This window comes from Streptomyces sp. NRRL B-3229, from assembly GCF_000719505.1.
In the GTDB taxonomy this organism is placed as follows: domain Bacteria; phylum Actinomycetota; class Actinomycetes; order Streptomycetales; family Streptomycetaceae; genus Streptomyces; species Streptomyces griseorubiginosus.
Window position 1 is genome coordinate 62,906 of the sequence record NZ_JOGP01000002.1, and the last position, 17,554, is coordinate 80,459.

The following is a 17,554-nucleotide window of genomic DNA, read 5'->3' on the forward strand; positions in this document are numbered from 1 at the left end:
GTCCGGCGGACATCTGTACTCACAGGGGAGGGTGCATGCGCAAGGCGCTCAGATGGCTTCTCACGCTGGTCGTGCTCATAGGCACGGTCGGCACGGCGAGCGCGGCCACCGCCGCCGAGCCGGAGGCCAAAGGCACCGGTGCCACCACCGACATCAAGGATCAGCTCCTCGCCGTCCCGGGGATGAGCCTGATCGAGGAGAAGCCGTACACCGGTTACCGCTTCTTCGTTCTGAACTACACCCAGCCGGTCGACCACCGGCACCCGTCCAAGGGCACGTTCCAGCAGCGCATCACCGTGCTGCACAAGGACGTGAGCCGGCCGACGGTCTTCTACACCGGCGGCTACAACGTCTCCACCACGCCTCGCCGCAGCGAGCCGACCCAGATCGTGGACGGCAACCAGGTCTCCATGGAGTACCGCTTCTTCACGCCCTCCCGGCCCGCCCCGGCCGACTGGTCCAAGCTGGACATCTGGCAGGCCGCCAGCGACCAGCACCGCATCTTCAAGGCGCTGAAGAAGATCTACACCAAGAACTGGATCGCCACCGGCGGCTCCAAGGGCGGCATGACCGCCACCTACTTCGAGCGCTTCTACCCCCACGACATGGACGGCGTCGTCGCGTACGTCGCCCCCAACGACGTGGTGAACGACGAGGACTCGGCCTACGACCGGTTCTTCACGAAGGTCGGCACCAAGGAGTGCCGCGACCGGCTGAACGCGGTGCAGCGCGAGGCCCTGGTCCGGCGCGAGTCCCTGGAGAAGAAGTACGCCGACTACGCGACGGCGGAAGGCCTCACCTTCACCACCATCGGCAGCCTCGACAAGGCGTACGAGGCCGTCGTACTGGACTACGTCTGGGGCTTCTGGCAGTACAACCTGCTCGCCAACTGCGGTGACGACGCGCTGATCCCGCCGGACGCGAAGACCGCGACCGACGACCAGATCTGGAACTCGATCGACACGATCTCCGGCTTCTCCGCCTACGCCGACCAGGGCCTGGAGACGTACACGCCGTACTACTACCAGGCGGCCACCCAGCTCGGCGCCCCGACGATCAAGTTCCCGCACATCGAGAAGAAGTACATCCGGTACGGCTACCAGCCGCCGCGCAACTTCGTCCCGCGCAGCATCCCGACGAAGTTCCAGCCGTACGCGATGCGGGACGTGGACACCTGGGTGCGCAGCAACGCCCGGCACATGCTGTACGTCTACGGCCAGAACGACCCGTGGGGCGCGGAGCGGTTCCGCGTCGACAAGGGCGCGAAGGACGCGTACGTGTTCACCGCCCCCGGCATGAACCACGGGGCGAACGTCGCCGGACTGGTCGCCGACCAGAAGGCGTTCGCCACGGCCAGGATCCTCGCCTGGGCAGGCGTCCCGGCCACGACCGCCACCGCGGCCAAGCCGCTCGCGAAGTTCGACCGGAAGCTGGACGTACGGGACGTGGAGCGCGAGCCGACGCTGCGTCCCTGATCCGCCCGCCGCGCCCGGCCGGGTTCACAACGGCCGGGCGCAGCCCACCGGCCGGGCGCCGCCGAGCTGCACGTACAGGGCCGTTGACAGCGGGCACCGGGTGCGCTCGGCGACCGCCTTCACCACCTGGTACTGCGGCTTCCGCGCGCCCGCGCCGTCGCAGGCGGTCTCGCGGACCTGCCCGTCGCCCGAGCCGTACACACAGTCCCCGACGATGGTCCGGGGCCCGCCCCCGCCCCCGGGGTCGCCGGGGTGCGGCGGCTCCAGGTTGCGCATGCATGCGTACCCCTGGTGCACCGCCCCGTCGCCGTCCTCGTCGGAGATCCGGCTCCGCTCACTGATGTGCAGTACGAAGTCGGTGGTCGCGGGACACGGCGGCCCGGCGGCCGTGGTGCCGTCGTGCCGCGCCACGACCCGGGCCGCCGCCCGCTCGCTGGTGCAGGGCACCTCGGTGAAGCTGGCCTTGCCGAAGGAACTGCACTCGTCGACCCCGAGGAACACCGCCCCGAACCCGGAGGGCCGGGCGGCGGACGGCGAGACCGGGCCGGTGGCCCGGGGACCGTCGCCGCTCTCCCCGTCGGCCGCCGGCTGCGTACACCCCGTCAGCAGGGCGGCGAGCAGTGCGGTCAGTACGCACACCACCCCCGCGGAACACTTCTCACGCATCGCAATCCCCCCGCACTGCCCCCGCCGTCCAGCGTGACCGCCGCGACGGGGCCACGCCAGACATCTGGGGTCCTTTGCGCCTTTCGGGGGTGATGTACGAGTTGCGAGGCGTACCGGATCTACGTCCCGCGAGCTATCGGCCGTACGACAGCCCGTACCCGACCGGGTACAGCACCTTCGCCGGATCGTCGGCCCGCTGCACCGGCACCGGCAGCCTCCCGCGCGGTGCCGCCCTCCCGGCGATCACCCGCGCGGCCGCCCGCAGTTCGACGTCGGTCCAGGAGTAGGTCGCCAGGTACGCCGGGACGGTGGGCAGTTGGGCCACGTCGTAGGGGTTGCGGATCGCGAGTGCCACGACCGGCTTCCCCGACGCCACGAGCTGCTCGACGAGCGACTTCTGGGCGGCGGCGACGTTGTACGTCCCGACGATCACCGCGTCAGCGTCCCGTGCCGCCGCCAGCGCCTGCGCGACGACGGCCGCCGAGGGGGCCGTACCGGTCGACAGGGCGGTCGCCGTGAACCCCAGTCCGGTCAGGGCTGCGGCGAGGACACCGGTGGGCGGGCCGGTCGTGCCGGACGGGGAGGCCGGGTCGGCGCCCAGCACGAGCAGCTTGCGGTGGGTGCGCCGGGACAGCGGCAGCAGCCGCTTCTCGTTGACCAGCAGGGTCGTGGTGCGCTCGGCGATCCGGTCGGCCGCGGAGAGATGGGGCGGGGTGCCGACGGTCCGGGTGACACCGGACGGGCTGACGTACGGCTCCTCGAACAGCCGCAGCCGGGCCTTGAGCCGCAGGATCCTGAGGAGCGACTCGTCGAGCCGCGCCTCGGTGAGCTCTCCGTCCCGTACGGCGTTCAGGACCGCGTTCCACGCCACGTCCAGGGAGGGCGGGTTGAGGAGCTGGTCGACACCGGCCTTGAGGGCGAGCACGGGGACGCGCTCGTCGCCGTACTTGGTGCGGACGCCCTCCATGCCGAGGGAGTCGGTCACGACCACGCCGTCGTAGCCGAGTTCGCCGCGCAGGATGCCGGTGAGGATCGGGTGGGAGAGGGTGGCCGGGTCGCCGGAGGCGTCGAGGGCCGGGAACTGGATGTGCGCGGTCATGATCGAGTCGATGCCGGCGCGGATCGCGGCCCGGAAGGGCACGGCGTCCAGGTCCTCCCACAGTGCGCGGCTGTGGGTGATGACCGGGAAGCCGTAGTGGCTGTCGACGGCGGTGTCGCCGTGCCCCGGGAAGTGCTTGGCGGTGGCGGCGACCCGGGCGCCCTGGTACCCGGCCACCTCGGCGGCGACGAGAGCGGCGACCTGCCGGGGATCTGAGCCGAAGGAGCGGACGCCGATGACGGGGTTGGCCGGGTTGACGTTGACGTCGGCGACGGGGGAGTAGTTCTGCCGGATGCCGATCGCCCTGAGCTCCTGTCCGGCGATCCGGCCGAGGGTGCGGGCGTCCCCCCGGGAACCGCCCGCGCCCATCGCCATCGCACCGGGGAAGAGGGTGGCGGGCTCGCCGACCCGGCAGACGATCCCGTGCTCCTGGTCGGTGGAGACGAGGACGGGCAGTCCGCGCGGCTGCGCCAGCGAGGCCCGCTGGATGCCGTTGGAGAGGTCGGCGATCTGGTGCGGATCACGGGTGTTGTGCGCCCAGGTGAAGTAGATGATCCCGCCGACCCGGTACTTCGCGATCATCTCGGCGGCCGTACGGACGCCGATCTCCTGGAGGTTGGCGTCGATGTCCGCCTGGTCGGGGGCGGTGGCGGAGTGGCCGTAGACCCGCATCACGAAGAGCTGACCGACCTTCTCGGGGAGGGTCATGCGGGAGATGAGGGAGCGGAGCCTGTCGTCGTCCTTCCTGGAGTCCTTCCTGGCGTCCTGCTTCTCGTCCGCGTGGGCGGTGCCGCCGACGGCGAGGACCGAGGTGATCCCCGCCGTGGCGGCGAGGACGGTACGTCTGGAGGGCACGTGCGCTCCTTCCGGAGGTGATCCGCTGAAGGAAACTTCCGAGAAGCCAGCAATAACCGGGAAGTTTCTGCCAGTCAAGGGAGTGCACAGTAACCCGGTCCTGGGGGTGAGGGCGCCGCCATCGGCGCTGTGGAGGGGGGCGCGCCGATGGCGGCGTGTGCTGCCGGCCGCGGTACGGAGGAGAGGGTTGGTCAGCGTTCGCAGCCAGCAGCGAGGCCGACGCCGTACCGCGGTGACTCTCCGGCAGCTTGCGGGTTGGACGAGCGGGGGCGGGGACGGGTTCCCGGCAGCCCCCCGATTCACGGAAGTTGGTGGGGCCGGGGCGGATGGGGCGGTTGAGCCGATCCTGCGGGGCCAGCCGCGTGGAGGCGGCCGCGTGGGGCCGGCCGGGTGGGGCCGGCCGGGTGGGGCCGACGGCGTGGAGGCGGCCGCGTGGGACCGACGGCGTGGAGTCGACGGCGTGGAGGCGGCCGCGTGGGACCGACGGCGTGGAGTCGACCGGGTGGGGCCGCCGACGTGGAGTCGACCCCGTGGAGCCGGCCGCGTTCCCGGCGTAGGGTCGGCGCATGAGTCGGCTCCTCCCGCTCCTGGCGGTCCTCGCCGGGCTCGCCGCCACCCTGGCCCTGCTCACCCTGCTGGCCCGCCACGTCCGCCGCCGCGGCACGGCCGGCGCGGGCCTGCGCGGGGCCCTGGCGGCGCACGACGAGGTGTGGCACGGCACGGCGGCGGACTCCTACTACGAACTCCAGGTGCAGGCGCACCGCAAGGACCCGCTGCCGGACGACCGGTGGAGGCGGCGGGCGGGGCGGTGAGCCGGGGCTGATGGGCCGGGGGCTGATGGGCCGGAGGAGGTACCGGCGTGGGTCCAGTTCGTGGACGTTCCGGCGTCGGAGTCCGGTGCGGGGCGATCATGAGGGGTATGCCCGTCGACACGTCCGCCCCGCGGTCCCTCGCCCTTCCCGGCTCGAAGTCCATCACCGCCCGCGCCCTCTTCCTGGCCGCCGCGGCCGACGGTGTGACCACCCTGGTCCGCCCGCTCCGCTCCGACGACACGGAAGGCTTCGCGGAGGGCCTGACGCGGCTCGGCTACCGCATCGGCCGCACCCCCGAGACCTGGCAGGTGGACGGCCGCCCGCAGGGACCCGCGGTCACCGAGGCGGACGTCTACTGCCGGGACGGCGCCACGACGGCCCGCTTCCTGCCCACCCTCGCCGCGGCCGGCCACGGCACGTACCGCTTCGACGCGTCCGAGCAGATGCGCAGGCGCCCGCTCGCCCCGCTGAGCCGGGCCCTGCGTGACCTCGGCGTGGACCTGCGGCACGAGGAGGCGGAGGGCCACCACCCGCTGACCGTGCGGGCTGCCGGGGTCGAGGGCGGCGAGGTGACCCTGGACGCCGGGCAGTCCTCCCAGTACCTCACCGCGCTCCTGCTGCTGGGCCCTCTCACCCGCCGCGGCCTGCGGATCCGCGTCACGGACCTGGTGTCGGTGCCGTACGTCGAGATCACGATCGCGATGATGCGGGCGTTCGGGGTGGAGGTGGCCCGGGAGGGCGACACCTACGTGGTCCCGCCGGGCGGCTACCGCGCCACCACCTACGCCGTCGAACCGGACGCGTCCACGGCGAGCTACTTCTTCGCGGCGGCGGCGATCACCCCGGGCGCCGCGGTGACCGTGCCGGGCCTCGGCGCCGGAGCCCTCCAGGGTGACCTCGCCTTCGTGGACGTACTGCGGCGGATGGGCGCGGAGGTGACCGTCGGCGCCGACGCCACCACGGTCCGGGGGACCGGCGAACTGCGCGGCCTGACCGTCAACATGCGGGACATCTCGGACACCATGCCGACCCTCGCGGCGATCGCCCCCTTCGCCTCCGGGCCCGTCCGCATCGAGGACGTGGCGAACACCCGGGTCAAGGAGTGCGACCGTCTGGAGGCCTGCGCGGAGAACCTGCGGCGGCTCGGTGTGCGGGTGTCCACGGGCCCGGACCGGATCGAGATCCACCCGGGCACGGCGCCCTCGCCCACGACGGAGATCACGACGTACGGCGACCACCGCATCGTCATGTCCTTCGCGGTCACCGGGCTGCGGGTGCCGGGAATCTCGTTCGACGACCCCGGATGCGTACGGAAGACTTTCCCCGGTTTCCACGAGGCGTTCGCGGAGTTGAGCAGGGGCATCGGGGGGTGAGGAGACGGTGAGCTTCGTGCTGGAGGGGCCGGTCCTGGAGGGTGCGTCGGTGCGCCTGGAGCCGCTGGACCACGGGCACGCGGCCGCGCTGGCCGTGGCGGCGGAGGAGAACAGGGGGACCTACGCCTTCACGTGGGTGCCGAGGGCCGACGAGGTCGGGGCGTACATCGACGCACAGCTGGAGCGGGCGGCGTCGGGACGGCTCGCCCCCTACGCGCAGGTGTCCGTGGCGACCGGTCGGGCGGTGGGGGTGACGGCGTACTGGGAGCCGCGGTACTGGCTCTCGGACGCGCAACTCGACGCCGTCGAGGTCGGTTTCACCTGGCTGGGCGCCTCGGCACAGGGCACCGGCATCAACGCCGAGGCAAAGCTGCTGCTCTTCCGGCACGCCTTCGAGCAGTGGCACGTCTCCCGCGTCGACCTCAAGACGGACGCCCGCAACACCCGCTCCCGCGCCGCGATCGAAAGCGTCGGCGCCCGCTTCGAGGGCATCCTGCGCAACTGGTCCCGCTCCTGGGCCCCCGGCGAGGAGGGCCGCCTCCGAGACTCGGCGATCTTCTCGATCACAAAGGAGGAGTGGCCGCACCGCCGCGAACGCCTGGAGAAGCGGGTGGCGGGGTACGCGACGGGAAGCCACTGACCCGTGAACACGGGGGCCCGGAGCCTGCCCCGCGGAGCCGCGCACGGGAAAGGTGAGCTGCTTGGGGGCGCGGGGAACTGCGCGAACGGCCCCCACCGGCCCGCGGACGAAATCACCGCGCCCCGACAGGCCATGCCACTCGTCCGGTGAGGGACGTCAACTCCCCTCCAGGGAGCCCTCGTCGATCGGGTCGACCGGGTCGGGCGTGGTCGGGCGTGCTCGTAGCTCCGGTGTGGTCGCTCCCACGTACCCCACCGCCGCCACGCACAGCAGCCCGCCCGTGATGAGTGCCGTCGCTCCCGAACTCCAGCCGGCGACCAGGCCGCCGCGGAGGTTGCCGAGGTGCGGGCCCGCCTGGCCGACCATCGTCTCGGCGGCCGTGACCCGGCCCAGCAGCGCGTCGGGGGTGCGGGTCTGGACGATGGTCGTGCGGGACAGGACCGCGAGGGCGTCCGCCGCGCCCGCCAGGGCCAGCAGGGCGAGGCCCGCCCAGGCACTGGTCGCCAGCCCGAACACGGCCAGGCTCGCCCCCCAAGTCGCCGACGCGCACAGCATCACCGGACCGGGGCGCGCGAGCCGGGTGACAGGGCCGGAGAAGACCGTCGCGGCGACCCCGCCCACCGCGAGCGCGGACAGGAACAGACCCAGCGTGCGCGGGTCACCGCCGAACCGCTCGTCGTTGACCAGCGGGAACATGCTCGCCGGCATGGACAGCACGGTGGCCGCCAGATCGGTCAGCAGCGCGCCCCGCACCACCCGGTGACCGGTCAGGAAGCGCAGCCCGTCCAGGACGCCGTGCACCCCCGGCCGGGACTTCTCGCCCTCGGGCGGCAGAGCGGGCAGTCCGTACGCGCCGTAGAAGGACATCGTGAAGCTCAGGGTGTCCAGGAGGTAGCAGACGCCGATGCCCCACCAGCCGAGCACGACCCCGGCGACGGCCGGACCGACCAGCATCATCGCCTGACCGGTGACCTGCTGGAGGGCGAGACCGGCGGCCACCTGTTCCTTCGGCAGCAGCCGCGGCACGAACACACCCGCGGCGGGTGCGCCGAGCGCGGCGAACGACGTCTGTACGGCCACCAGCAGCAGGACGACGGCCACCGGCGCGTGCCCGGCGAAGCCCTGCACGGCCAGCAGCAGCGAGCACACCGCCGAGCCCACGGTGCCCGTGAGGTACACCCGGCGCCGGTCGGCACGGTCGACCCAGGAGCCCGCGAACAGACTCACCGCGACCATCGGCACGGCCTGCGCGACACCGACCGCGCCGCTCCAGACCGTGCTGTGGGTCATGTCCCAGACCTGGTACATCACGGTGACCATGGTCATGAAGGACCCGAGCGTGGACACCGTGCGCCCGAACAGCAGCCGCCGGAAGACCGGTGAGGTGCGCAGGGGCCGTACATCGAGGAACGTACGGCTGAGGCTCATGACACGGGGAGCGGGGGAGAGGCGGGCTGAAGCACCCGGGGACGGTATCGGGAGAGCCGCGATCCGGCCACCGAATTACCGGCCCGCCCGCATTCCACTGAACTACCGGCCCTTCCGCATCACTGGCCCGCCTCGATCGCCTCCCCGAGCGCCCGCCCACCTCCGTGACCATGCCGTCGGTGAGGTTGCCGAGGTGGCGCCTGCCCGGGCCCCCTCGGGTCGGCTACGCCGCGTCGTTGAGGAGCCGCGCCAGGTGGTCGCGGCCCGCGCCGAGCAGGTCCTCCAGCGGCGCCGCCTGCTCGTACCACCGCTTCTCGTACTCCCAGCACAGCCAGCCGTCCCAGCCGTGCCGGGAGAGGACCTCCACGCACTCCGCGAGCGGCAGCACGCCGGCGCCGAGCGCGACCGGGGTGGTGTCCTCGGCCGAGGCGATGTCCTTGACCTGGACGTATCCGAGGTGCGGGCCGAGGGCCGCGTAGGTCTCGGAGGGCTGCTCACCGCCGAGCCAGGTGTGCATGACGTCCCAGAGCGCCCCGACCTGACGGTGGCCGACCGGGCCGAGGATCCGGATCGCGTCGGCGGCCGTGCGGTGCGAGTCGTGGGTCTCGAGGAGGATCCGTACGTCGAGGTCGCCGGCGTACTCCGCGGCCGTACCGAGGCGCCGGGCGGCCGTGGCGTCGGCCTCCTCGGCGGACTGGCCGGAGGCGGCGCCGGGGAAGACCCGCACGAAGCCGGCGCCGAGGTCGCGGGCGAGGTCGAGGAGGCGGTGGATCTCCTCGACCACGGGCTCGTCGTCCCCGGGCGCGGCCACGCGCGCGTACCCGGCGAGGCTCAGCACCTCGACCCCCGCCGCCTTGAACTCGGCCACCGCGTCGGCCCGTTCGGCGAGCCCGATACCCGGGTGCACCGGCTCCTCCGGGTGCGCGCGCAGTTCTACGCCGTGATAGCCGTACGTGGTCGCGAGCCGCAGCACGTCGGCGAGGGGGAGGCCGGGGACACCGAGGGTGGAGAACGCCAGTTTCATGCCCCCTACTCTCACCCCCTGAAGAGGCCGAGGTCCAGCCCGGCCGGGCGGTCGACCCGAGCGTCAGCACTCACCGTCCCCTACGCCGGTCATGCCCGAGCCCCGTTGCGGACCGACCCGCCAGGCCTCGCCCACCTGACGGCTCACGCCCCGCCCATGCCAACCCCGGCCCGGTCAGCCCCGCTCACCCGCCGCCGCGCCGGTCATGCCCGAGCCGCAGCCGTCGTATGCCGCCGCGCCGGTCGGTGCCGCTCCTGCGAACAGGTTGGCCGGACTCCGCGTCCAGCGCCACCGAGCCCGGTCGGCAGGCCCCCGGTGCTCGCCCTCGCCGACCTCCCCACCCGCCCCCTCGACCGCTGCCGTCGCCGCCCCTCACTCGCCCTCACCCGCCAACCCCAGCCGCCAGTCCTGGCCGTTCAGGTCCTGGCCGAAGGAGCGGTGGGGTTTCTCGGCGCTCAGGACGAAGCCGTGGCGCTGGTAGAGGCGGCGGGCGGACGTGAGGACGTCGTTGGTCCACAGGACGAGGTCCCGGTAGCCGGCGCCGCGGGCGAAGCCGACGACGGCCGACACCAGCCGGTCCCCGATGCCCAGTCCGCGCGCGTCGGGCTCGACGAGGAGCAGCCGCAGCCGCGCGGTCGCGGGCGCCTCGTCCCGTACACACATCACGCACCCCACCGGCCGCCCGTCCAGCTCGGCGATCCACACCCGCTCGAGATGTGGATCGTGGTCCTCCGCGAAGTCGGCGACGATCCTGGCGACCAGCCCCTCGTAGGAGGCGTCGAAGCCGTACTCGGCGGCGTACACGGCCGCGTTGCGCGCCACGATCCAGCCGAGGTCACCCGGGCCGGGCTCACGCAGCAGGACGTCCTCGCGGCGCGGCCGGCGGCCGTCGGACAGCAGGGTGCGGACGGTCCGCATCGCCTCGGACAGCCGGGGCCGGTCCGCGGCCGGCACGGTGGCGAGGAGCGCGCCCACGGATTCGTCGGCTCGTTCGGCGAGCAGCGCGGCGGTCTCCCGGCCGCGCGGGGTGAGCGTCACCCGCACCCGGCGCGGGTCCTGGCGGGAAGCGGTCCGCTCGATCAGCCCGTCCTTCTCGAACTTGTTCAGGATCCGGCTCAAGTACCCCGCGTCCAGCGAGAGTTCACCGCGCAGATCGGCCGCGTCGGTGCGCGGCGAGTGCGCGAGCTCGTACAGGACGCGGGACTCGGTGAGGGTGTAGGGGGCGTACAACTGGCGGCTGTAGTCGAGGGCGCCGATGACCTTCGTGTAGAAGCGGTTGAAGGCGCGGACGTCCTGGACGGTCATGGCCGGTCGACCCCCGGATCTTTGACTCAGTCAGAGATAGTGTCGGACCGAGCGTATGACGTCCGCGCCTCCCGCGGCTAGCCCTCGGTGGCGGGCCGGTACACGCACAGCTGCACGCCGGTCTTCCCGGCGACCGTGGACACCAGCTCGAAAGGCCGCTTCGCCCCGTCCTCCGGGAAGATCGACTTGCCGCCGCCGAGCAGCACCGGCATCACGATGAGCTGGAGCTCGTCGACGAGTCCCTCGCTGATGAGGGTCCGCACGAGCGTGGGGCTGCCCATCATCGCCAGCTCGCCGCCCTCCGTCTCCCGCAGTGCGCGGATCCGCGCCACGGCGTCGGAACCCGGGATGCGCTCGGTGTTGTTCCAGGTCAGCTCGTCGTCGCCGAGGGTGTCCGTCACGACGTACTTCTTCAGGGAGTTCAGCCGGTCGGCGAACGGGTCCCCGGCCCGCTCCGGCCACGCCCCCGCCATGGTCAGGTACGTCCGCCGCCCGTACAGCAGCGCCTCCGCGCGCGCCATCCCCTCGCCGAACACGGGGCCGAGCAGCTCCTCGTCGAAGTAGGGGTGCGACCAGCCCCCGTGCGCGAAACCGCCGTCGGTGTCCTCCTGGGGACCGCCGGGCGCCTGCACGACCCCGTCCAGACTGATGAACTCACTGACGACGACACGCATGCCACTCACTCCAGTTCCTTGTCGTTTCCCGCTCGGGTGACTACGGCAGTACAGACCGGGGCGGGCCGGAAAAGTCATCGGTACGGTCTCATCGAAGCGGGCGGAACCTAGGCGAGCCGAGCGGAACCGAGCCGGGCGGAACCGAACCGAGCGGAACTGAGCCGAGCGGAACCGAACCGAGCCGGGCCAAGTCGAGCCGGGCCAAGTCGAGCCGCGCCGGGCGGAACAGAGCCGGGCCGAGTCGAGCCGCGTCGAGCGGAACCGAGCCGGGCCCTCAGACGGCGCGCGCCCCGTGCCGGGCTCTCAGGCGGTGCGCGCCCCGTGCCGGGCTCCAGGGATGGCGCGCCCTGTGCCGGGCCCCTGAGAGGGCGCGCCCCCCCCATGCCGCCCCCCACCTCAGTCCCACCAGAACCGCCACTCCGTCCGTCCCACGAGCCCGCGTGCGTACTCCGGGAAGGGCGTCGGCGGGTCGTCCACGATGTTGTCCGCGGTGGACAGCACATGCTCCAGGGCGAGCCGCTCCGCGTGGGCCGGGTCGAGGGGCGGCCGGGCGACGGACACCAGGACCTCCCCGCCGTACGCGGCGACGACCCGGGCCCCGAACCGCTCCTCCCAGCTCCGCAGCAGGGCGGTCAGCAGCGGAACGGGCGCCTCGTGGTCCCAGCCGACGATCGCCGGGACGTCGGCGGAGCGGCGGGCGGGGACCAATGCGAGGGCGAGGCCGGAGGGGTACCCCCCGGTGCACAGGTCGACGGCGGTTCGAGCCGCGGCCTCCTCGGGACCCTGACCGGTGCTGCTCTCCGGCCCCGCGGGCGCGAGCCCCGGCCAGCTGTCGAACGGCGGCCCCGGATCGTGCGGCCAGGGAGCGACGCCCTCCGGAGTGCCCTCCGGCAGCTCCAGGGAGGGCGGGGCGGTCCAGAACGGCAGGCGCTCCTCCCGGTACGCGGCGAAGTCGGCCGCGAGGACCTCTTCAAGGCGTACGGCGTCTGCGGCGGCCGACGTCTCGGGCCTGCCGTGATCACCCGGCCAGCACAGGTGCGGCTGCAAGCCGGTGACCGGAGCCTGCCGGAGCAGGTCGGCCCAGAGCTCCTCCAGTGCGTCGGGCAGTCCGTCGGAGATCCAGACCTCCGCGGATTCTCGCCGCTCGAACCGTCCCGAAGTCAGCCCGGCGGGCAGGTGAAAGACCATGCCGGGACGATAGGGCCACCCACTGACAACGACCCGGGGCCCGTGCCCTCCGACGCCCCCGCGGCGGACCGGAACCGATGGGTGAGCCGTCGTGCGCCGGTGGAACAGGCGGCCGGAATCTCTTCGGTACGCGCGCGCCCGCATTCCTCGAACGAGTGAAACGGCGTCCGCGTGGGGTGACGGCGGCGTCGGAACCGTCCCAGGTCATGAGCGGTCGGCCACGTCAACTCCGCGCCATGTCCGCTCATTTGGGCCAATGCCTCGTATCCACCTGTTCTCCACACCTTGCTTGAATCCTCCCGGATCTTCAAAGAGGCGGGGAGCACGGTGGAAAAACGGTCCTCCATGGGTGGGGCGACAGTACTGATCGTCGGCGCCGGGCCCGCCGGGCTCGTACTGGGGAATCTGCTGCTGGCAGCCGGAGTCGACTGTCTGATCGTGGAGCGGAGCAGCCGCGCGCACGTCGAGCGGCGCGCCCGGGCGGGGTTCCTGGCGGAGGCCACGGTCCGTGTCCTCGTCGACAACGGCCTCGGCACCGGACTCCTGGCCCGCGGCACCCGGCACGACACCTGCGTCTTCCGCAGCGAGCGGGGGGAGTTCGCCCTGCGCTACGGCGCTCTCGGCCGGGAAGAGGCCCACACCGTCTACCCCCAGCAGCACCTCGTGGCCGACCTCGTCGCCGAGTTCCTGCGCCGCGGCGGCGACCTGCGCTTCGGGACCCCGGTGAGCGAGGTGGGCGGACTGGACGGTGCACGGCCCTGGCTCCTCGCGCACCGGGAGGACGGAACGCCGTACCGGCTGACGGGCCGGTACGTCGCGGGGTGCGACGGCCGCCACGGGGTGTGCCGCCGCCGGGTTCCGGCCGACGCGGCCCGCCCGCACCGGCGACGGCACGGCGTCTCCTGGCTCGCCCTGCTCGTCGGGACACCCCCCGCGCTGCCCGCGGTCACCTACGCCGTCCACGACCGGGGCTTCGCCGGTCACATGGCCCGCACCCCCTCCGTCACCCGGTACTACCTCCAGTGCGAGCCCGGCACGGACCCGGCCTCCTGGAGCGAGGCGGCCCTCTGGGAGGAACTCGACCTGCGCATGCGGGCGGAACGGTTCGGCCCGCTGCGCCGGGGACCCGTCCTGGAGCGGGCCGTGGTCGACCTGGAGTCCGACGTACTGGACCCGATGCAGTACGGGCGGCTGTTCCTCGCCGGCGACGCGGCGGGCCTCATCAGCCCCTCGGCGGCCAAGGGCGCCAACCTCGCCGTCATGGCGGCCGAGACCCTGGCCCGGGCGTTCGCCGTCGCCGTCCACGAGGGCGACGAGGAGCCGCTGGCCCGCTACTCGGCCACCTGTCTGCCCAGGATCTGGCGGGCCCAGGAGTTCTCCCACTGGATGATCGGCCTCCTGCACGCCCCTGCCGGCGACGACGAGGAGTCCCGTTTCCTTCGCGCCCTGCGCGACTCCCGCCTGGAGCACCTGCGCACGTCCAGGGCCCAGCAGCACTCCTTCGCCGACAACTACGTCGGCGTGTAGGGCACTTGCCCGCTTGACCGCGGGCGTGTGAGGCACTTCGCGACCGACCCGGCTCCTCGTCCACGCCGAGCCCCACAGCCACCGCCCGACAGCACCTCACCCTCGCCCTCATCCCCCCACGCCCACACCCACGCCCACACCCACACCTACACCCAGAGGACACCCATGCCCTTCGCGTCGGCACCGGAGCGCTCGCTCTCCCCGGCGGACCTCGACCGCATCGAGCAGGCGGCCGCGTTCGTCCGCAGCAACGACACGGCGAGCGCCCTCGACGTCCTGCTGCCGGACCTGACCGCCGACGAGCGGCAGGCGCTCACCGGGACGCTGCGGCTGGCCCACACCGCCCTGCTCGTCTTTCCCCGGACGCTCGCCGGCCTGGGTGAGGAACTGGCCGAACGAGGTCTGCACGTCGGAGAGTTGACCCCGAGCGTGGTCGTCCGCGGGCGGCTCGCCCGGCGTCACGGCCGACCCGCCGGCACCCTGCCGGTCGGCATCCTCAGGGCGTCGGTGCCCGACACCCCCGGCGGGCACGGCGAGATCGAGGTCTTCGCCCTGGAGGTGCCGCAGGGCTCGGACCTCGCGACCCTCGCGGCGGCCGAACGCGCGAGCGGCGACGAGGCCCACATCGCGTTCGAGGTCGTGGCGCCCACGCCGGTGGTCCTGCACGGTCTGACGGCGCTGCTGCTCGACCGGGCCGGCGCCCACGCCGACAGCGGCGGTCACAACCCGCACGAGAACGCCACCGTGCTCTACTTCCGCGCGGGCGAGCACCGCATCGAGCTCTACGTCCCCGGCCGGCACCCGGAGCTCCTCGCCGCCCACCTGCGCCGCTCGGCGAACCGGCGGTCACCCGCCCCCCTCGGCCACGCGCCGCAGTCACCCGCCCCCCTCGGCCACGCGCCGCAGTCACCGGGCGCCCTTGCCCACGCGCCGCAGTCACCGGGCGCCCTTGCCCACGCGCCGCAGTCACCGGGCGCCCTCGGCCACGCGCCGCAGGCACCCGGCACCCTCGGTCACACGTCCGCTGCTGGGGACCGTCCCCGGGACCGGCTGCTGCACCTGATGACGGGTGCCTGGACCACGCAGGCGATCGCCGTGGCCGCCGAACTCCGGCTCGCCGACCACCTGGACGCCCACCCCGGCGCCGACCTGACCCTCCTCGCCGGACTGACCGGCTGCCACGCCGACAGCCTCGGCCGGCTGCTGCGCCACCTCGCCGGTCTGGGCCTGGTGGCGGCGGACCCCGGCGGCGCCTACCACCTCACGGAGCTGGGGGAGCCGCTGCGCACCGGTGCCGCCGACTCCTTCCAGCCGCTCGCCCTGCTCTACGGCGGCCCGTTCTACCGCTCCTTCGGCGAGCTCGCGCACTCCGTGCGGACCGGGGAGGAGGCGTTCGCGAAGGTCTTCGGCGAACACCACTTCCCCCATTTCGCACGCCACCCGGAACTCGCCGACCTGTTCGACCGGGCCATGGCGGCGAGCGCGCCCATGTTCGCCCCCGTGGCCGGTCTCGTGGACCTCTCCGCCCACCGGGTCGTGGTGGACGTCGCCGGCGGCAACGGCGAACTCCTCGGGCGGCTGCTGGGCGCGGCCCCGCACCTCCGCGGTGTCCTGCTGGAGCGGCCGCACGCCGTCGAGGCCGCGGAGAAGGCCTTCGCGGAGGCGGGCCTGGCCGACCGCTGCCGGTTCGTGGCGGGGGACTTCACGTCCGAGGTCCCCGGCGGCGGCGACCTGTACGTGCTGTCCCGGGTCCTCCACGACTGGGACGACGAGCGCTGCCTGACGATCCTGCGCCGGTGCGCGCAGGCCATGGCCCCGGGCAGCGAACTCCTGCTGATCGAGCGGCTGTTGCCGACGGACGCCCGGCTCTCCCTAGCCGTCGCCTGGGACCTGCACATGCTGTGCAACGTCGGCGGCCGCGAGCGCACGGAGGACCACTACCGCCGACTGCTCGACGAGGCGGGCCTCGACTTCGCGTCCAGCCACGAACTCCCTTTGCAGGCGGCGCTGTTGCGCTTCAGGAGGCGGTGAGGGCAGTCAGCCCCCGCTGACCGGCGTCAACGCCCGCTCACTGGCGTCAACTCCCGCCGGCCCGCATCAGCTCCCTCCGGCCGAGGTCGGCTCACGCGCGGCCCGCACCCGCGCCCACCTTCCAATCGTCAGCCCGAGAAACCCCGCTCACCTCCCGGATGTCAGCCCCGAGGAACCCCCGCGCTCACCTTCCAAACGTCAGCCCCGAGAAGCCCCGCTCACCTCCCGGACGTCACCCCCGAGGAACCCCGCTAGACCCCCGCACCATCAACTCCCCCCGAACCGTCGCGATCCCCCCGGGCGGCGGCTCCTCCCGCCCCATCGCGATCCGGCCCGCCCGCGCCCCCGCCTCCGCGAGCGGCAACCGCACCGTCGTCAGAGCGGGCACCGCGTCGATGCTGAACGGCAGGTCGTCGAACCCGGCGACGGAGACGTCGTCCGGGATCCGCAGTCCGGAGTCCCGCAGCGCCGCGCACGCCCCCAGGGCGACGGAGTCGTTCGCCGCCACCACGGCCGTGAGCGAGGGGTCCCGCCGCAGCAGCTCCAGTGTGGCCTCGTACCCGGACCGCCGGTCGTAGCGGCCGTGGACCGTCCAGCGGGGGTCCTCCTCGATCCCGTGCGCCGCGAGGGCCGCCCGGTGCCCCTCCAGCCGGTGCCGGGTGGTCGTCCGCTCCTCGGGCCCGGCGATGTAGCCGAGCCTGCGGTGCCCGAGCCCGATGAGGTGCTCGGTGAGTTCCTTGCCGCCGCCCCGGTTGTCGAAGGTGAGCGCGATCGCGCCGGTCTCCGGCGACGGCGGCCGCCCGCACAGCACGATCCGCGTGCCCGCGTCCGCGAGCTTCCGCAGCTTCGCGGCCATCGCGGCCTGGTGCGGCGCGTCCTCGACCGCACCGCCGGTGAGCACGACGGCCGCCGCCCGCTGCCGCTGGAGCAGGGTCAGATAGGTCAGTTCCCGTTCCGGGGACCCGCCTGTGTTGCAGACCACACCCAGCCGTTCACCGCCCGCGCGCCCGCCCGGGCCGCCGATCTCGGACTGGATGGCCCCGGCCATGATCCCGAAGAAGGGGTCGGCGATGTCGTTCACGAGGATTCCGACGAGGTCCGAGGTGGCTGCGGCGAGCGCGCTCGCCGGACCGTTCAGCACGTAGTCCAGCTCGTCCACGGCTCGCAGCACCCGCTCGCGGGTGGACGCGGCCACGGGATAGTTGCCGTTCAGTACGCGCGACACCGTCGCGGGGGAGACCTGGGCGCGGGCCGCCACGTCCGCCAGGGTCACCGTCATCTCGTCGTCCTCCGGTCGCGCGCCTCCGCGGGTCCTGGCGTGGTGCCCGGACCCGCCTCGGCGCATCTCAGTCGTACTCCGTCGTACACGCGGGCCCTCGGAGCCCGGTTCCGAGCCGACCTTAAGCCCCCTGACCCCCGTTGTTCGCCCCCTCGAACAACTCACCCCTCCCGCGGTC

14 protein-coding genes are annotated in these 17,554 nt (G+C 73.2%); 6 read left to right on the forward strand and 8 right to left on the reverse strand.

Features of this window, described 5'->3' with window-relative positions; translation table 11 throughout:
* Positions 1 to 35: 35 nt before the first annotated feature.
* Positions 36 to 1,475, forward strand: a complete 1,440-nt coding sequence (locus tag IF54_RS0103280; RefSeq protein ID WP_030314260.1) for a S28 family serine protease — start codon at positions 36 to 38, stop codon at positions 1,473 to 1,475.
* A 24-nt stretch (positions 1,476 to 1,499) separates the two neighbouring features.
* Here IF54_RS0103280 and IF54_RS0103285 read toward each other — a convergent pair whose 3' ends face one another.
* A complete protein-coding gene (locus tag IF54_RS0103285; protein ID WP_030314262.1) occupies positions 1,500 to 2,141 on the reverse strand; it encodes an LppU/SCO3897 family protein in 642 nt (213 codons plus the stop codon).
* 133 nt (positions 2,142 to 2,274) lie between these two features.
* Positions 2,275 to 4,095 carry a glycoside hydrolase family 3 protein gene (locus IF54_RS0103290; protein ID WP_030314264.1) on the reverse strand — a complete coding sequence of 607 codons (1,821 nt, stop codon included), beginning with the start codon at positions 4,093 to 4,095 and terminating at the stop codon, positions 2,275 to 2,277.
* Between the two features lie 566 nt (positions 4,096 to 4,661).
* Here IF54_RS0103290 and IF54_RS0103295 point away from each other — a divergent pair.
* The 3 genes from IF54_RS0103295 to IF54_RS0103305 all read left to right on the forward strand — a co-directional run bounded on the left by IF54_RS0103295 (position 4,662) and on the right by IF54_RS0103305 (position 6,920).
* Positions 4,662 to 4,907 (forward strand): hypothetical protein, encoded by a 246-nt coding sequence (locus tag IF54_RS0103295; RefSeq protein ID WP_030314266.1) that lies wholly within the window; start codon positions 4,662 to 4,664, stop codon positions 4,905 to 4,907.
* Between the two features lie 107 nt (positions 4,908 to 5,014).
* Complete coding sequence (gene aroA, locus IF54_RS0103300; RefSeq protein ID WP_037819215.1) at positions 5,015 to 6,280, forward strand: 3-phosphoshikimate 1-carboxyvinyltransferase; 1,266 nt, start codon at positions 5,015 to 5,017, stop codon at positions 6,278 to 6,280.
* Positions 6,281 to 6,287: 7 nt separating this feature from the next.
* Positions 6,288 to 6,920 carry a GNAT family N-acetyltransferase gene (locus tag IF54_RS0103305; protein WP_030314271.1) on the forward strand — a complete coding sequence of 211 codons (633 nt, stop codon included), beginning with the start codon at positions 6,288 to 6,290 and terminating at the stop codon, positions 6,918 to 6,920.
* A gap of 156 nt (positions 6,921 to 7,076) precedes the next feature.
* On the opposite strand, the gene IF54_RS0103310 is transcribed toward IF54_RS0103305, so the two are convergent.
* The 5 genes from IF54_RS0103310 to IF54_RS42925 form a co-directional block, all read right to left on the reverse strand.
* Complete coding sequence (locus IF54_RS0103310) at positions 7,077 to 8,348, reverse strand: MFS transporter (protein ID WP_030314273.1); 1,272 nt, start codon at positions 8,346 to 8,348, stop codon at positions 7,077 to 7,079.
* Between the two features lie 223 nt (positions 8,349 to 8,571).
* Positions 8,572 to 9,372, reverse strand: coding sequence for a sugar phosphate isomerase/epimerase family protein (locus IF54_RS0103315; protein ID WP_030314275.1), 801 nt, complete (start codon positions 9,370 to 9,372; stop codon positions 8,572 to 8,574).
* 372 nt (positions 9,373 to 9,744) lie between these two features.
* On the reverse strand, positions 9,745 to 10,677 hold the full coding sequence (locus IF54_RS0103320; RefSeq protein ID WP_030314278.1) for a bifunctional helix-turn-helix transcriptional regulator/GNAT family N-acetyltransferase: 933 nt from the start codon (positions 10,675 to 10,677) through the stop codon (positions 9,745 to 9,747).
* A gap of 77 nt (positions 10,678 to 10,754) precedes the next feature.
* Positions 10,755 to 11,351, reverse strand: a complete 597-nt coding sequence (locus IF54_RS0103325; RefSeq protein WP_030314281.1) for a dihydrofolate reductase family protein — start codon at positions 11,349 to 11,351, stop codon at positions 10,755 to 10,757.
* Positions 11,352 to 11,747: 396 nt separating this feature from the next.
* On the reverse strand, positions 11,748 to 12,539 hold the full coding sequence (locus tag IF54_RS42925) for a DUF4253 domain-containing protein (protein WP_030314283.1): 792 nt from the start codon (positions 12,537 to 12,539) through the stop codon (positions 11,748 to 11,750).
* 345 nt (positions 12,540 to 12,884) lie between these two features.
* On the opposite strand from IF54_RS42925, the gene IF54_RS0103335 reads away from it, so the two are divergent.
* Both IF54_RS0103335 and IF54_RS43195 read left to right on the forward strand, forming a co-directional pair.
* The gene (locus tag IF54_RS0103335) at positions 12,885 to 14,066 is read left to right on the forward strand and encodes a 4-hydroxybenzoate 3-monooxygenase (RefSeq protein WP_030314284.1); all 1,182 of its coding nucleotides are present in this window, start codon (positions 12,885 to 12,887) and stop codon (positions 14,064 to 14,066) included.
* Between the two features lie 165 nt (positions 14,067 to 14,231).
* Positions 14,232 to 16,097 carry a methyltransferase gene (locus IF54_RS43195; protein WP_030314286.1) on the forward strand — a complete coding sequence of 622 codons (1,866 nt, stop codon included), beginning with the start codon at positions 14,232 to 14,234 and terminating at the stop codon, positions 16,095 to 16,097.
* Between the two features lie 232 nt (positions 16,098 to 16,329).
* On the opposite strand, the gene IF54_RS0103345 is transcribed toward IF54_RS43195, so the two are convergent.
* Positions 16,330 to 17,376 (reverse strand): LacI family DNA-binding transcriptional regulator, encoded by a 1,047-nt coding sequence (locus tag IF54_RS0103345; RefSeq protein ID WP_030314288.1) that lies wholly within the window; start codon positions 17,374 to 17,376, stop codon positions 16,330 to 16,332.
* Between the last annotated feature and the right edge of the window lie 178 nt (positions 17,377 to 17,554).

Bases quoted from the DNA above. Each gene is read 5' to 3' on its own strand.
- IF54_RS0103280 (WP_030314260.1), top strand. From the start codon at position 36: ATGCGCAAGGCGCTCAGATGGCTTCTCACGCTGGTCGTGCTCATAGGC.
- IF54_RS0103345 (WP_030314288.1), bottom strand. From the start codon at position 17,376: ATGACGGTGACCCTGGCGGACGTGGCGGCCCGCGCCCAGGTCTCCCCC.
- aroA (WP_037819215.1), top strand. From the start codon at position 5,015: ATGCCCGTCGACACGTCCGCCCCGCGGTCCCTCGCCCTTCCCGGCTCG.
- IF54_RS0103315 (WP_030314275.1), bottom strand. From the start codon at position 9,372: ATGAAACTGGCGTTCTCCACCCTCGGTGTCCCCGGCCTCCCCCTCGCC.
- IF54_RS0103310 (WP_030314273.1), bottom strand. From the start codon at position 8,348: ATGAGCCTCAGCCGTACGTTCCTCGATGTACGGCCCCTGCGCACCTCA.
- IF54_RS42925 (WP_030314283.1), bottom strand. From the start codon at position 12,539: ATGGTCTTTCACCTGCCCGCCGGGCTGACTTCGGGACGGTTCGAGCGG.
- IF54_RS0103325 (WP_030314281.1), bottom strand. From the start codon at position 11,351: ATGCGTGTCGTCGTCAGTGAGTTCATCAGTCTGGACGGGGTCGTGCAG.
- IF54_RS0103295 (WP_030314266.1), top strand. From the start codon at position 4,662: ATGAGTCGGCTCCTCCCGCTCCTGGCGGTCCTCGCCGGGCTCGCCGCC.
- IF54_RS0103285 (WP_030314262.1), bottom strand. From the start codon at position 2,141: ATGCGTGAGAAGTGTTCCGCGGGGGTGGTGTGCGTACTGACCGCACTG.
- IF54_RS0103335 (WP_030314284.1), top strand. From the start codon at position 12,885: ATGGGTGGGGCGACAGTACTGATCGTCGGCGCCGGGCCCGCCGGGCTC.
- IF54_RS0103320 (WP_030314278.1), bottom strand. From the start codon at position 10,677: ATGACCGTCCAGGACGTCCGCGCCTTCAACCGCTTCTACACGAAGGTC.
- IF54_RS43195 (WP_030314286.1), top strand. From the start codon at position 14,232: ATGCCCTTCGCGTCGGCACCGGAGCGCTCGCTCTCCCCGGCGGACCTC.